Raw genomic sequence first — 14,117 nt, 5'->3', positions numbered from 1 at the left:
CAAAGACACAATATTCAATAATTTAATCAAAAGAATGGTAAAAGCAGATAATATTTGTCAAAAGGAGATCATATGTAACTAACTGCTTACCTCAAAAAATTAATTTAACGAAACCAAAACCCTTCCAATAGACTTATTAAAAATTAGAACGACACTACAAACAACTACAATAAATAAAAGCACTTCCGAAGAAAATCATCCAAAACTGTTCAAATACGACAGGACCCTACCAATATATTCACTACTATCCGTACTGTATTGGACAAGCAACAAATCCTAAAGAGTTTTTATTACCATAGCAAAACCAGCTTTGTATCATCAAGAAGCTATCCTATATACTATCGTAAACTACTTAAAAACATACTCTCACCACCGGAAATTCAGAGCTTAACGCTCCACAATTTGATCTCGAAAATTACAAATATGAGATTCTACAACAATTACAGGAGTAATACATTTTTAACACCAAACATGAAAATATTAAAAGAAGTAATTCAAAAGTGACTTTGTTCTCGCAAACCTCGTGGTTTATATGGGCTTGCATTGGTAATGGCGCGTTAGTTTTTGGCTTATTTTATGGCCAAGTAGGTCAAAGATATAAAAAACAACACCTAGGAAGTTTTACTTTCACTCTTTTAAAATACAAAGAAATCCAATCTTTATAAACAATGCTAAATTTATGTGAGGTAGGGTAGTAAGAATCCATTTTCGAGATTTTTTCTACTTCAAAAAAAGATTACAACAAATATCCAGAACTGCATTTTTCGTATACCGATAGCTATCTGGAATCCAAAAAACTCCCATTTTACATGTTAATCGGGCATTAAATCCATAATATCGATGATTAACAAATGTTAACAAATTAGATTTTTAGAAACCATAATAAATTGTATTTTTACCGTTCAAAATTTACACAAAATAAATGGGCAAAATCATTGCGATTGCTAATCAAAAAGGAGGAGTTGGAAAAACAACAACGTCAGTGAATCTGGCAGCTTCCTTAGGCGTTTTAGAAAAAAAAGTTTTACTTATTGATGCTGACCCTCAAGCGAATGCAAGTTCAGGAGTTGGAATTGATGTTGAGAATGTGGAGATTGGTACCTATCAAATCTTGGAACACAGCAACACACCAATGGAAGCTATTATCAAATGTACTGCTCCAAACGTAGATGTAATTCCTGCTCACATCGACCTTGTGGCCATCGAAATCGAATTGGTAGATAAGGAAAATAGAGAATACATGCTTAAAAAAGCATTGGAAAGTGTCAAAGATCAATATGATTTTATCATTATTGATTGCGCCCCTTCGTTAGGATTGCTTACGTTGAACGCACTTACAGCGGCCGACTCAGTAATTATTCCAATCCAGTGTGAATATTTTGCGTTGGAAGGTTTAGGTAAACTTTTGAACACAATTAAAAGTATACAAAAAATACACAATCCAGATTTAGACATCGAAGGTTTATTGTTAACCATGTACGATTCGAGATTGCGTTTGTCTAACCAAGTAGTTGAAGAGGTTCAAAAACACTTTAACGATATGGTTTTTGATACCATTATACAAAGAAATGTGAAGTTGAGTGAGGCTCCTAGTTTTGGAGAAAGCATTATCAACTATGACGCAACCAGCAAAGGAGCAGTCAATTATTTGAGTCTTGCTGAAGAAGTAATAAAGAAAAACAGCAACTAATTTTATGGCCAAAGCAATAAAAAAACAAGCACTAGGAAGAGGATTATCTGCCTTATTAAAAGATCCAGAAAACGATATTACATCGGCAACAGATAAAAACGCTGACAAAGTCGTTGGGAATATCATTGAGCTTGAAATTGATGCTATCGAAATCAATCCTTTCCAACCTAGAAGCAATTTTAACGAAGAAGCATTAAGAGAACTTGCCGTTTCTATTAAAGAATTGGGAGTTATACAGCCAATTACGGTAAGAAAATTAGACTTCAACAAATACCAATTAATTTCAGGGGAGCGCCGTCTTAGAGCTTCAACTCTTGTGGGATTAACTACAATACCTGCCTATATTCGTATAGCGAATGACAATGAATCATTGGTAATGGCATTGGTAGAAAATATTCAACGTCATGATTTAGACCCTATCGAAATCGCACTTTCGTACCAACGTTTAATTGATGAAATTCAATTGACACAGGAACAAATGAGTGATCGTGTGGGTAAAAAACGATCTACGATTGCAAACTATTTGCGTCTTTTGAAACTAGATCCGATTATACAAACCGGTATTCGTGATGGCTTCATTAGTATGGGACACGGTCGTGCAATCATCAACATTGAAGATCTGGACAGACAAACCGATATTTATCAAAAAATTGTAAGTCAAAACCTTTCGGTACGAGATACGGAAGCCTTAGTAAAAAATTACCACGAAAGTTTAAAACCGAAACCAGCAACCAAAGCAAAAGTAGTTTCGTTTGAAGTCGATGAAGATCAAAAACGAACTTTCAACAGGTATTTTGGAAACAAAGTAGATATTAAAGTAGCTGGAAACGGTAAAGGAAAAATCACAATTCCTTTTATATCGGAAGACGATTTTAATCGAATAATGGAATTAATCAAAGGATAGTGAATAAAATAGTATCCTTAACGGTATTCCTGTTTCTACTTGGAACATCTTTTGTTTTTTCTCAAGGAGGGCAAGCAGAACCAGTTGTTATTAAAGACAACCTGATTCTCAAGTCTGATAAGCCTTTTGTAAAATCCAACGACATAGATCCATTGACACCAGCAAAAGCCGCTTTTTATTCGGCAGTTTTGCCAGGATTGGGACAAGCTTATAATAAAAAATACTGGAAAATCCCATTGGTGTATGGTGCTATAGGAACCAGTTTGTATTTTTATCTTGACAGTCAAAAAAAGTACCATTCTTTTCGGGATGCTTACAAACAAAGACTCGAAGGTTTTACAAATGACAAATACAGTTACTTAGATGATAGCCGATTGATAAGTGCTCAAAAATTCTACCAACGTAACCGAGATTTATCAGCCTTGTTTATTGTTGGTTTTTATGTACTTAACATCATTGATGCCAACGTTGACGCTGCTTTACTCCAGTTTAATGTAGATGACAATTTATCATTCAAACCTAGCCTATACCAAAATGATTTGACGGCAAAAACTAGAGTAGGTTTGACGATGAATTATAACTTTTAAATCATATATAAATATAACTTCAAACTTATATTTTTAATTTATAAAAAACAAGAAATGAAAATTGCGCTTTTAGGATACGGAAAAATGGGTCAAGTAATCGAAAGAATTGCTATAGAAAGAGGTCACGAAATCGTTTTAAGAAAAGACGAATTCAATACCTATGATGGTCTAGAATCTGCTGATGTTGCCATCGACTTCAGCGTTCCCATGGCTGCAGTTGCAAATATCTCTAGTTGTTTTCATGCCAATGTACCCGTAGTTTCTGGGACAACGGGATGGTTAGAGCATTATACAGAAATGATTGCTCTGTGTAAAGAAAAAAATGGAGGCTTTATTTCTAGTTCCAACTTTAGTCTTGGTGTTAATATCTTTTTTGAGTTGAATAATTATTTAGCCAAAATGATGTCGACTTTAGACAGTTACAACGTCAGTATGGAAGAGATTCACCACATTCATAAACTTGATGCTCCAAGTGGAACTGCAATTTCACTAGCACAAGGCGTGATCGAAAACAGTAACTACACTAAATGGACACTTGACGAAGCCAAAGAAAATGAAATTCATATTAAAGCTGTGCGCTTGGACGAAGTACCAGGGACACATACAGTGAACTACGATTCAAATGTGGACAGTATCGAAATCAAGCATACTGCTCACACTCGTGAAGGTTTTGCTTTTGGTGCAGTCGTTGCTGCAGAATGGCTTGCCGGAAAACAAGGTATATTCACCATGAAAGATGTATTAAACATCAAATAACAACAAAATATCTAACCACTAATACTAAGAATCTATGACCCTATTTCAATGGTTTGTGTTTTTTCTTTTCATTCAAGTTGTACACTTTGTAGCGACTTGGAAAATGTACGAAGCTGCAGGAAGAAATAAATGGGAAGCTGCCGTTCCTGTTTACAATGCTATCGTATTAATGAAAATCATAGGACGCCCTAGTTGGTGGACAGTTTTACTTTTCATTCCAATTATCAACCTTATTATGTTTCCTGTAATATGGGTAGAAACCATAAGAAGTTTTGGAAAACGCAGTACTATTGATACCCTTTTGGCTGTTTTTACTTGTGGACTATATGTTGGTTATATTAACTATACCCAAAAATTAACGTACGTTGCCGACCGTAGCCTAGTCCCAGAAAATAAAACTGCTGATACCATTAGCTCTCTACTTTTTGCCATCGTAGTTGCAACTATTGTACACACCTATATCATACAGCCCTTCACCATCCCAACATCTTCCTTAGAGAAATCGTTATTAATTGGTGATTACCTTTTTGTAAGCAAAGCCAACTTTGGAGCAAGAGTCCCTATGACTACCGTAGCTTTGCCTATGGTACACGATTCTATACCAGGCACCAAAAAGAAATCCTACTTAGACTTCCCTCAACTACCTTATATGAGGTTGCCAGGAATTGAAAAAGTAAACCGAACAGATATTGTCGTTTTTAACTGGCCTGTAGATACCGTGCATTACTTTTTTGAGCCAAAAGGTCGTCCAGGTGTAATCAAACCAGTTGACAAGGAATCCAATTACGTTAAAAGATGCGTAGGTATACCGGGTGACAACCTTTCTATCAAAGATGGAATCGTTTACATTGACGGAAAAGTATTGGCCATGCCTGAAAGAGCGAAGCCACAATTTTCTTATGCCGTTGCAATTGATGGAAAAACGCCTATTGATTTTGAATCTTTAATTAAAGAATTAGACATTACAGATGGTGCTGGTTTCAAGAACGAACAATCTCGCGATACGGTATTCTTCAGAGCATTAACTGCAGCTAGTGCAGAAAGATTAAAAAATACCCCTGGAATTACAGCCGTTAAGCAAGTTATTGCTAAAGGAGTTGAAGAAGGTATTTTTCCTCATATTCATAAATGGAATAGAGATAACTTTGGACCAATTTATATTCCACAAGCTGGAAAAACAGTAGCATTAAACCAAGAGACACTCCCTTTTTACGAAAGAATAATCAAAACTTACGAAAAAGACGAGAATGGAAACAATAATGATCTAAAAGTAACAGGAAGCGAAATTCGTTTAAACGGTCAAATAGTTACCACCTATACTTTCAAACAAGATTATTATTGGATGATGGGAGACAACCGCCACAACTCCGAGGATAGCCGTTACTGGGGATTTGTTCCAGAAGATCATATTGTAGGAAAACCAATTTTCATTTGGCTAAGCTTAGATGCAAATGGTAAAGGAATCAACAAAGTACGTTGGGATCGCGTTTTCACAACGGTAAGTGGTGAAGGACAACCACAATCGTACTTAAAATATTTCTTAATATTCTTGGCAATATATTTCGTAGGGGAACATTTTTATAAAAAAAGAAAAAGCAACGACGATATCTAGCTAAATATTAAGGTATTTATAGCTTAACTTTGGGCGTGACCCGCAAAAAAAAGCGGGTCGGGCTATTCGTTACAAGTCCTCGCTAAGTTCCGCTATCGCTGCACTTAGCTGTGGGCTTTTCACTACTATCCCTCACGCAAACGCTACAAGCGAAATTAACTAGTCATCGAAACCTACCAAGATTCCATCGTTTATTACTTTAACACCCGAAACAATTTATAACGTATCCAGATGAATACTTTACTTCTCCCTACCTATTTCCCATCCATCAGTCATTTTTCGGCTATGATACAGGCAGATAAAATTGTTTTCGAACAAGAAGATAATTTCCAAAAACAAACCAATAGAAACCGCGCTTACATCTACAGTCCCAACGGACTTCAGTTATTGAATATCCCCACTAAACACTCCAAAGACAATCATCAAAAGACAAAAGATATTTTGATTGATTCAGACTTTGATTGGCAAAAACAACATTACAAATCGCTCGAAGCAGCCTACAGGAGTTCGCCTTTCTACGAATATTTCATAGACGATCTAACGCCTTTATTCGAGAAAAAATACAAATTTTTACTAGACTTAAACTACGAAGTATTTGAGACGCTTACTAAGTGCTTGCGCTTACAACTAAAGTATACCACCACAACAGAATATTTCCATGAGGTAGATCCTAATCTTATCAAAGATTATCGTTTTTTAGCCAACGGAAAAAAAGACCCTTCTACTTTTGAACCATACCAACAAGTATTTGATGATAAATATGGTTTCATAAATAACCTAAGTGTTCTTGACCTCTTATTCAACGAAGGAAAATTCACGATTGATTATGCAAGAAATCAATCCTTACAATTGCCGTAATATATAACATTACTACAATAACAACTACAAGTAAAAGGTAGTCGCTAAAATGTGTACAAAGGATTAGTTTTGTATTTTTTCTTAGTATAGAAGTTTTTAACTGTACTTAATATTTTACGTTAAAATATATTTCTAGAATTAAAAAGAAGACTAGTCCAACGCTATTTTAGCCATGATAGGATAATGATCGGAGTATTCAAAATCCGAAAAACTTTCAAAGGTTTTTACTTTTATGCTTTGATCCACAAAAATATAGTCAATTCTAGCAGGGTAATACCTGAACTTATAGGTTTTACCAAAGCCAAGTCCAGCTTCTTCAAAACTATCTTTTAGATTTCCTTTTATATTACGATACACATAAGAGAACGCACTATTATTCATGTCGCCACAGATAATCACAGGATATTTACAGTGTCTTTTATGTTCCTTTAATATTTCGGCTTGGTCCTGCTGCTGCTTAAAAGCTTTACTAATTCGAAATAACATCATTTGCGACTTCCCTTGGTTCATAGCATCAATATTGTCATTGATCTCATTCACATCAGGCGAAATTTTAATTGATTGCAAATGCATGTTGTACACTCGAATAATATCTTTACCTTTTTTTATATCAGCATAGATTACATTGTTGTTGGAGTGGGGAAAAACAATATTTCCCTGATCGATAATAGGGAATTTAGAAAAAATTGCTTGACCGGTTCTTATTTTATTCCCCGTCATATAGATGTACTTATGCGGGTAAATTTTCAAGTCAATGTTGGCTGACTGCGAATATTCTTGAATACATAATATATTAGGATTCTTATCATTTATAAATGTCAGAATATCGAGCGGAACATCATCTCTGTCCAACCACTTAAAAAGATTTAGCAAACGAACATTATAGCTCATTACTACAAAGTCTTTCTCATCTTCTGGATATTCTTTTACAGAAAATTTATAAAATTTATTGATAAAGGTAATCCCCATTAATAAGACTAAACCAGAAAGTACCATTCGTTTTTTGAACTGGATTGCCCAGTACATAAAAAACAAACCATTCATTATGAAAAAAAAAGGCATGAATAAGGTCAGCACAGATAATATCGGAAACATTTTGGGAGCCAAAAAAGGCAAAATGTACGCGACAAACGTGACTACTGTTAATACTATATTTAAAAAAAACATTCCTCTATTGAACCACGAAAGCTTTTTCATATCATTTTTTATTCGGTATGAAAACTACCAATAATTTTATAAATCTAGGTGAAAGATCAAGATATCAATCTTACTTCCCTACTTTAAACAAAAACTCTTTCTCCTGCTTGGTCAAACTATCGTAACCTGATTGACTAATCTTATCTAGAATTTCATCAATCTGTTTTTGAGATTTATCTTTAGTAATCACTCTAGACTCACTTTTCTCAACAGGTTTGGTATAATTCTTATGTACAGTCCTAAACGGTGTTTTTGATGATTTATTAAACAAATTGGAAAAAAAATTAATTACACTAGAAACGGGAGCACTCAAATCGATTCCATTTTGTAATAATCTGACAAAAATGAATCCGAAAATAGCTCCTGATAAATGAGAAATATGTCCCCCTGTATTTCCCAAACGAAATTGCATTAGATCCAAAATTAAAATTACAGCTGTAATATGCCACAATTTCACATTTCCAATCAACATCAAACGCACATTCATTAAAGGTTGGTAAGTAGTTGCAGCCACTAAAATAGCCATTATTGCCGCTGAAGCACCTACAATTCCCGAACTGATATTTAGAAAATAATAACTTGCCACAAATACAATTCCAGCGAAAATTGCCGATAAAAAATACAATCCTAAAAATTGTTTTTGTGTAAAATAAGTCAAAAACAATGTACTGGAAAAATTCAACACCATCATATTAAAGAACAAATGCATAAATCCATCATGAAAAAATGCATAGGTCAAAAAGGTCCAAGGAGCATAAACAAATGGTATTGGATCTGTCTTTAAGGCTATCCATGAAGGAAAATTAAAATCACCTCCTTGAAACTGATAGAAAAAAACCAAGGAGATCAAAAAACAACCCACATTCCAGTAAATTAATCGATGTGCTATTCCTCCAACTTTATATTGTAATTTTAAATCTTCTACTATATTCATTTCTATTTTGAATTAATTGGTGAGAACTTAATCTGAAACACAGCAGTTTGCACTTTTAAAGTCTATTATTTAAAAACCTACTAATTCCAACGATTTCCATTAAACTGGTTTTTTTTCCAATACCACATGATGAAAAGTCCACATAATGCACCTCCTACATGAGCAAAATGTGCAATACCACCTCCTCCAGAACCCCCAAATAAGGATTGACCAGAAATACCCATATACAAATCGATCAAGACCAAACCAGGTACAAAATACTTTGCTTTGATCGGAATCGGTATAAACATTAACGATAATTCTGCATCAGGAAACATGAAAGCAAAAGCAACAACTACTCCGTAAATAGCTCCTGAGGCTCCCACCATAACTCCTCCAAACGCACTTGTAAAATTGGTAAATTGTGTAACGGTAAGAATATCTTGCCAATGTGTATTAATTTTTCCTTGGTTTAAAAGCTGCAATACCTCTGCTTTAGTAAATCCATTTGCAGTGATAATATCCAAGGCTTCGTTAAAATAATAGTAATTGATTGCAGTGTGCAATGCTGCTGCACCCAAACCACAAGAAATATAGAAGAACAAAAACTTTTTACCTCCCCAAAAGTGCTCCATGGCAGATCCAAAAGAATACAAAGCAAACATATTGAAAAAGATATGCATCAAACCACCATGCATAAACATATGTGTAATAATTTGCCAGCCTTTGAAGTCTGCGTTTTCTGGAAAAAACATGGCCAAAATTTTATACGCAGGATCTCCAACGATAGTTGTACCTATAAAAAATAGGACATTGATAATTATTAATTGTTTGACCGTTTCGGTTACATTTCTCATACTGCAAATTTTTTATCAATATCTTCAACACGCATCGTGATGAAGGTAGGTTTTTGAAAAGGGGATACATTGGGCTCTTTGCAGGCAAAAAGTCCATTAACTAAATTTTCTTGTTCTTTGATTGTCAACGACGTTCCTGTTTTTACAGCCAAACTTCGCGACATCGATTTGGCAATCGAATCATTTTGACTGAAACTATTCTCGGGAATACCATCTTGCAAATCGCTCAACAATTGTTCCAATAAAATAGAGACTTCACTTTCGACCACATTTACAGGAATTCCGTTGATTACTACATGTTCACCATAGGAATCATCAAATATAAATCCGGTATTGACCAAAGATAATTTTAAGTCGGCTATTAATTCCATTTCGGTAGTGGAAAAATACAATTCTAAAGGAAACAATAATTGCTGGCTCGAGGCTTGATTGACCGTCATATTGGTCAAAAATTGCTCATATAGCACTCGTTGATGTGCTCTTTGCTGATCTACGATAACCATTCCAGATTTGATGGGAGAAACGATATATTTACGATGAATTTGATAAGTATTTTGAACTGTTTGCTCAATTTCTCCATCGTTAAATAAAGACCCCGTCACCATTTCGCTTTCAAATTCAATACCACTAGTCGCAACAAACTCTTCTTCCTTGTCGAGTCCTACATACAAGCTTTCCCAGTTGGCTGTAGATGCTGTTTTTTTATACGAAACATTTCCTCCTCCACCACCTCCAGCATAATGTTTGTTTATTTTATCATCCGAAAAAGGATTAAAAGTACGATCCACCTGAATGGTCGGTGTTGCTCCTCCGAGATCCTTAAAACTGTATGGTGTATCAAGATTGGCATCTCTATCAAAATCTAATACTGGTGCAATATTAAACTGCCCCAAACTATGCTTAATGGATGCTCTCAAAATAGCATACATTGCATGCTCGTCATCAAACTTAATTTCAGTTTTAGTTGGATGTATGTTGATGTCAATTGTATTTGGTGGCACGGTTAAGTACAAAAAATAACTTGGTTGTGCTCCATCTTTCAAAATCCCATCGTAAGCTGCCATAATTGCATGGTGCAAATAACCACTTTTAATAAAACGATCGTTGACAAAAAAGAATTGCTCACCCCTACTTTTTTTAGCAAATTCGGGTTTACTCACAAAACCTTGAATAGTGACAATATCTGTATCTTCTTGTACCGGGACTATTTTCTCATTGGTTTTACCAGCAAAAACATTCACAACACGCTGCCTTAAAGTCGATGACGGCAAATTGAACATCTCACTACCATTATGATAAAATGTAAAATGAATTGTAGGATGTGCCAAAGCAACACGCTGAAATTCATCAACTATATGGCGGTATTCTACCGTATCAGACTTCAAAAAATTTCGTCGTGCTGGAATATTAAAAAACAAGTTTTTGACGGCAAAGGAGGTTCCTTTGGGTAATACAGCAGCTTCTTGTGAAACAAATTTACTGCCTTCAATCACGATTTGTGTACCTAACTCATCTTGCTCTTGTTTCGTTTTCATCTCGACATGAGCAATCGCCGCAATAGAAGCCAAAGCTTCGCCCCGAAACCCCTTGGTTCCTAATGAGAATAAATCTTCTGCTAAACGAATTTTGGAAGTAGCATGACGCTCAAAACACAAACGAGCATCGGTAATGCTCATCCCCCCACCATTGTCAATGACTTGCACCAAGGCTTTCCCTGCGTCTTTGATAATAAGTTTGATATCAGTAGCTTTGGCATCAACGGCGTTTTCCATCAATTCCTTCACCACCGAAGCTGGCCTTTGAACGACTTCTCCAGCGGCAATTTGATTGGCAACATGATCAGGAAGTAATTGGATAATACTAGACATTGAAAATAATTTCGATTTTATAGTTTAAAGTGCCAAATTTAAGGAATTTATGTGTGTTTATAGAAAATCTACAATCATAAATAAAACAAAAAAACCTACACTGTAAATTATTACAGTATAGGTTTATTAATGAAATAGTTGTACTTTTTTATTCCTCTATTTTCAGAGGCTCATTATCTATCTGTAATTGACCAGAACTTAATAAAGCGGGTTTTTTATATTCGTGGGCCAATGAAGCTTGTTGACGAATATAGGCCATTTTGATAGCTGCAATAGCTGCTTCGGTTCCTTTATTTCCATAAACTCCTCCACTTCTATCAATGGATTGTTGCTGCGTATTATCCGTTAATACACAAAAAATAACTGGAACATCAGACTGAACATTCAAATCTTTAATTCCTTGTGTAACTCCTTCACATACAAAATCAAAATGTTTAGTTTGTCCTTGAATTACACAACCGATAGCGATAACGGCATCTACGTTTTGTGTTTGCAACATTTTTTTACTTCCGTAAATCAACTCAAAACTTCCTGGAACATTCCATCGAATAATATTTGCTTCCGGAACTTCGTTATCCAAAAAAGCCTCAAGTGCACCTTTGTACAATCCCTCTGTAATTTGCTCATTCCATTCTGACACTACTACTCCAAAACGAAAATCTTTCGCATTAGGGAGTGTACTTTTATCATAAACAGATAAATTTTTATTTTCAGTTGCCATAGTTTATCCTGATTTTAGATGTTGTTTTCTATTCTCTCAACTTATTGAGCCAATCCAATCAATGCATCTACAGAAGCACCTTCTGGAGTGTTTTCGTAGTTTTCTTTAATATCTGTAAAATATTTCAAAGCGTCTGCCTTTTTACCCAAAGCCAATGCTGTTTTACCTGCTTTCAACAAGAAACGTGGCGTAGTAAAATCATTTTTATTCGTTTCAGCTGCTTTTACATAAAAAGACAAAGCATCATCTTGTTCATTTTTCTCAGCGTGTGCATCACCGATTGCTCCTTTTGCCAAAGCACTCAAAATCATATCTTCTGAGCTAAATTTACCCAAATAATCAATCGCTTCAGCAAATTTACCTGTATTCAAGTAAGCAATACCTGCATAATAGTTTGCTAGGTTACCTGCATCTGTACCAGAATATTCATCAGCTATTTTAATAAATCCAAATTTACCTTCAGAACCGTTTAAGGCTAATTTGTAAAGAGAATCACTTGCAATTCCATTAGTTGCTTTTTCAAAATTTTGTTGTGCTACAAACATTTCGTTTGCTGCATCATCTTGTTTTGGCTCAGCAATAAATTTCTGGTAGGCTAGATATCCAACAGTAAACAAAGCAACAGCTCCTACAAAACCAATAATTATTTTTTGATTTTTAGCAACCCAGTCTTCTGTTTTAGAAGCCGTTTCATCTAATTTTGAAAAAACCTCAGCAGTAGTACTGTCTTTCCCATCAATGATTACGTCTTCAACAGCATCTTTAACTTCTTTTTCTTTTGGTGTTTTATATCCTCTTTTATTATAAGTAGCCATTTCAATTAAATTTAGTGAACCGCAAAAATAAAATTTTTATTCAAACTCACGCAAAAAAATACGCTTTTTATAAATTATTTACAAAAAACAGTAACATTATAGGCTACAAATTAGCAGTCCTTACATTTTAAGCTGAGTAAAAAAGTCTAAAAAGGTTTTATTTCAATAATTTTCAATAATTTGCAAAAGCTTTAAAAACAGCACTCAAAAACGATAACTACCTCAACAACAGTAAGATTTCAAAAAGAATGTATTTAAAAAAAATTTCATTATTCAATTATAAAAATTTTTCAGAAGCCAATTTCGATTTTGAAAGCAAGATTATATGTTTTGTGGGGAAAAATGGTATCGGAAAAACGAATGTTTTGGATGCAATATATCATTTGGCATACGGAAAAAGCTACTTTAATCCATTGGCTGTTCAAAATATCAAGCACGGAGAAGAGTTCTTTGTGATTGACGCAGAATTCATCAAAGAAGAACGAACTGAACAATTAATATGTAGCCTAAAGAAAGGACAAAAGAAAATCCTAAAACGCAACGGTAAAGTGTATGACAAATTCTCAGATCATATTGGGTTTATACCTCTCGTGATTATTTCTCCGGCCGACCGAGATCTTATTGTAGAAGGCAGTGAAACGCGTCGTAAATTTATGGACAGCGTCATATCACAATTGGACAATTATTATTTGAAGCAATTAATATTATACCAAAAAACGATCGTTCAGCGAAATGCTTTACTCAAATATTTTGCACTCAATCATGTTTTCGAAAAAGATACTTTAGCCATTTACAATGAACAATTGGACGGCTATAGCAAATACATTTTTGAAAAGAGAAAAGAATTTATTGCGCAATTCCTCCCTATATTTAATGGCTACCATCAAGCTATAACTGGTTCTGCAGAGAGTGTGCAATTGGTATATGAAAGTCACTTGCATAACACTGATTTACAAACACTGTTAGAGAACAATATTAACAAAGATCGCGCTTTGCAATACACTAGTGTAGGAATCCACAAAGACGACTTATTATTCGAAATTGACGAACATCCTATCAAAAAATTTGGTTCCCAAGGACAACAAAAATCATATTTAATCGCCTTGAAGTTGGCTCAATTTGATTTTCTAAAAAAACAGAGTGGCGTAAAACCTTTATTACTTTTTGATGATATTTTTGATAAATTAGACGAAAATCGCGTTTCAAAAATTATCGAAATGGTAAATAGTGATGCTTTTGGACAATTATTCATTTCAGACACACACCCAGATCGTACTGAAGCCATTGTCAAATCGACTCATCAATCATATCAAATTTTTGAGTTATAATTATTATCTTT

Annotated in this window: 13 protein-coding genes; 7 read left to right on the top strand and 6 right to left on the bottom strand. The window is 34.5% G+C overall.

Features of this window, described 5'->3' with window-relative positions; all coding sequences use genetic code 11:
- Positions 1-922 precede the first annotated feature (922 nt).
- From M2326_RS12375 to M2326_RS12350, 6 genes are all read left to right on the top strand, one after another.
- Entirely contained in the window at positions 923-1,690 is a 768-nt protein-coding gene (locus M2326_RS12375; protein WP_264619873.1) for a ParA family protein, read from the top strand.
- A 4-nt stretch (positions 1,691-1,694) separates the two neighbouring features.
- Positions 1,695-2,594, top strand: coding sequence for a ParB/RepB/Spo0J family partition protein (locus M2326_RS12370; RefSeq protein WP_264619872.1), 900 nt, complete (start codon positions 1,695-1,697; stop codon positions 2,592-2,594).
- Complete coding sequence (locus M2326_RS12365; RefSeq protein ID WP_264619871.1) at positions 2,594-3,181, top strand: DUF5683 domain-containing protein; 588 nt, start codon at positions 2,594-2,596, stop codon at positions 3,179-3,181. The genes M2326_RS12370 and M2326_RS12365 overlap by 1 nt, the downstream gene beginning before the upstream one ends.
- Before the next feature lie 54 nt (positions 3,182-3,235).
- Positions 3,236-3,937, top strand: a complete 702-nt coding sequence (gene dapB / locus M2326_RS12360) for a 4-hydroxy-tetrahydrodipicolinate reductase (RefSeq protein WP_264619870.1) — start codon at positions 3,236-3,238, stop codon at positions 3,935-3,937.
- Positions 3,938-3,971: 34 nt separating this feature from the next.
- Positions 3,972-5,549 carry a signal peptidase I gene (gene lepB, locus M2326_RS12355; RefSeq protein ID WP_264619869.1) on the top strand — a complete coding sequence of 526 codons (1,578 nt, stop codon included), beginning with the start codon at positions 3,972-3,974 and terminating at the stop codon, positions 5,547-5,549.
- Positions 5,550-5,780: 231 nt separating this feature from the next.
- Entirely contained in the window at positions 5,781-6,407 is a 627-nt protein-coding gene (locus M2326_RS12350; protein ID WP_264619868.1) for a WbqC family protein, read from the top strand.
- A gap of 150 nt (positions 6,408-6,557) precedes the next feature.
- Here the strand turns inward: M2326_RS12350 and M2326_RS12345 are convergent, their stop codons facing one another.
- From M2326_RS12345 to M2326_RS12320, 6 genes are all read right to left on the bottom strand, one after another.
- Positions 6,558-7,604 carry an endonuclease/exonuclease/phosphatase family protein gene (locus M2326_RS12345; protein WP_264619867.1) on the bottom strand — a complete coding sequence of 349 codons (1,047 nt, stop codon included), beginning with the start codon at positions 7,602-7,604 and terminating at the stop codon, positions 6,558-6,560.
- 70 nt (positions 7,605-7,674) lie between these two features.
- Positions 7,675-8,538 (bottom strand): rhomboid family intramembrane serine protease, encoded by an 864-nt coding sequence (locus tag M2326_RS12340; protein WP_264619866.1) that lies wholly within the window; start codon positions 8,536-8,538, stop codon positions 7,675-7,677.
- A gap of 80 nt (positions 8,539-8,618) precedes the next feature.
- Positions 8,619-9,374 (bottom strand): rhomboid family intramembrane serine protease, encoded by a 756-nt coding sequence (locus M2326_RS12335; protein ID WP_264619865.1) that lies wholly within the window; start codon positions 9,372-9,374, stop codon positions 8,619-8,621.
- The gene (gene mutL / locus M2326_RS12330) at positions 9,371-11,242 is read right to left on the bottom strand and encodes a DNA mismatch repair endonuclease MutL (protein ID WP_264619864.1); all 1,872 of its coding nucleotides are present in this window, start codon (positions 11,240-11,242) and stop codon (positions 9,371-9,373) included. Before mutL ends, M2326_RS12335 begins: the two co-directional genes overlap by 4 nt.
- A 148-nt stretch (positions 11,243-11,390) precedes the next feature.
- A complete protein-coding gene (ribH, locus tag M2326_RS12325) occupies positions 11,391-11,963 on the bottom strand; it encodes a 6,7-dimethyl-8-ribityllumazine synthase (RefSeq protein WP_264619863.1) in 573 nt (190 codons plus the stop codon).
- Positions 11,964-12,004: 41 nt separating this feature from the next.
- Positions 12,005-12,778 carry a tetratricopeptide repeat protein gene (locus M2326_RS12320; RefSeq protein WP_264619862.1) on the bottom strand — a complete coding sequence of 258 codons (774 nt, stop codon included), beginning with the start codon at positions 12,776-12,778 and terminating at the stop codon, positions 12,005-12,007.
- Between the two features lie 248 nt (positions 12,779-13,026).
- Between M2326_RS12320 and recF the strand changes: the two genes are divergently transcribed.
- Complete coding sequence (gene recF / locus M2326_RS12315; protein WP_264619861.1) at positions 13,027-14,106, top strand: DNA replication/repair protein RecF; 1,080 nt, start codon at positions 13,027-13,029, stop codon at positions 14,104-14,106.
- The last annotated feature ends 11 nt before the right edge of the window (positions 14,107-14,117 follow it).

This window comes from Flavobacterium psychraerolatum, from assembly GCF_025960985.1.
Lineage (GTDB): Bacteria > Bacteroidota > Bacteroidia > Flavobacteriales > Flavobacteriaceae > Flavobacterium.
The sequence above is the reverse complement of the archived record's forward strand: the minus strand, read 5'-3'. Positions and strand labels throughout refer to the sequence as shown.

What these genes read in the sequence shown, in the direction of transcription:
- recF (WP_264619861.1), top strand. Translation starts at nt 13,027, where the DNA reads ATGTATTTAAAAAAAATTTCATTATTCAATTATAAAAATTTTTCAGAA.
- dapB (WP_264619870.1), top strand. Translation starts at nt 3,236, where the DNA reads ATGAAAATTGCGCTTTTAGGATACGGAAAAATGGGTCAAGTAATCGAA.
- ribH (WP_264619863.1), bottom strand. Translation starts at nt 11,963, where the DNA reads ATGGCAACTGAAAATAAAAATTTATCTGTTTATGATAAAAGTACACTC.
- mutL (WP_264619864.1), bottom strand. Translation starts at nt 11,242, where the DNA reads ATGTCTAGTATTATCCAATTACTTCCTGATCATGTTGCCAATCAAATT.
- M2326_RS12350 (WP_264619868.1), top strand. Translation starts at nt 5,781, where the DNA reads ATGAATACTTTACTTCTCCCTACCTATTTCCCATCCATCAGTCATTTT.
- lepB (WP_264619869.1), top strand. Translation starts at nt 3,972, where the DNA reads ATGACCCTATTTCAATGGTTTGTGTTTTTTCTTTTCATTCAAGTTGTA.
- M2326_RS12335 (WP_264619865.1), bottom strand. Translation starts at nt 9,374, where the DNA reads ATGAGAAATGTAACCGAAACGGTCAAACAATTAATAATTATCAATGTC.
- M2326_RS12370 (WP_264619872.1), top strand. Translation starts at nt 1,695, where the DNA reads ATGGCCAAAGCAATAAAAAAACAAGCACTAGGAAGAGGATTATCTGCC.
- M2326_RS12375 (WP_264619873.1), top strand. Translation starts at nt 923, where the DNA reads ATGGGCAAAATCATTGCGATTGCTAATCAAAAAGGAGGAGTTGGAAAA.
- M2326_RS12320 (WP_264619862.1), bottom strand. Translation starts at nt 12,778, where the DNA reads ATGGCTACTTATAATAAAAGAGGATATAAAACACCAAAAGAAAAAGAA.
- M2326_RS12345 (WP_264619867.1), bottom strand. Translation starts at nt 7,604, where the DNA reads ATGAAAAAGCTTTCGTGGTTCAATAGAGGAATGTTTTTTTTAAATATA.
- M2326_RS12340 (WP_264619866.1), bottom strand. Translation starts at nt 8,538, where the DNA reads ATGAATATAGTAGAAGATTTAAAATTACAATATAAAGTTGGAGGAATA.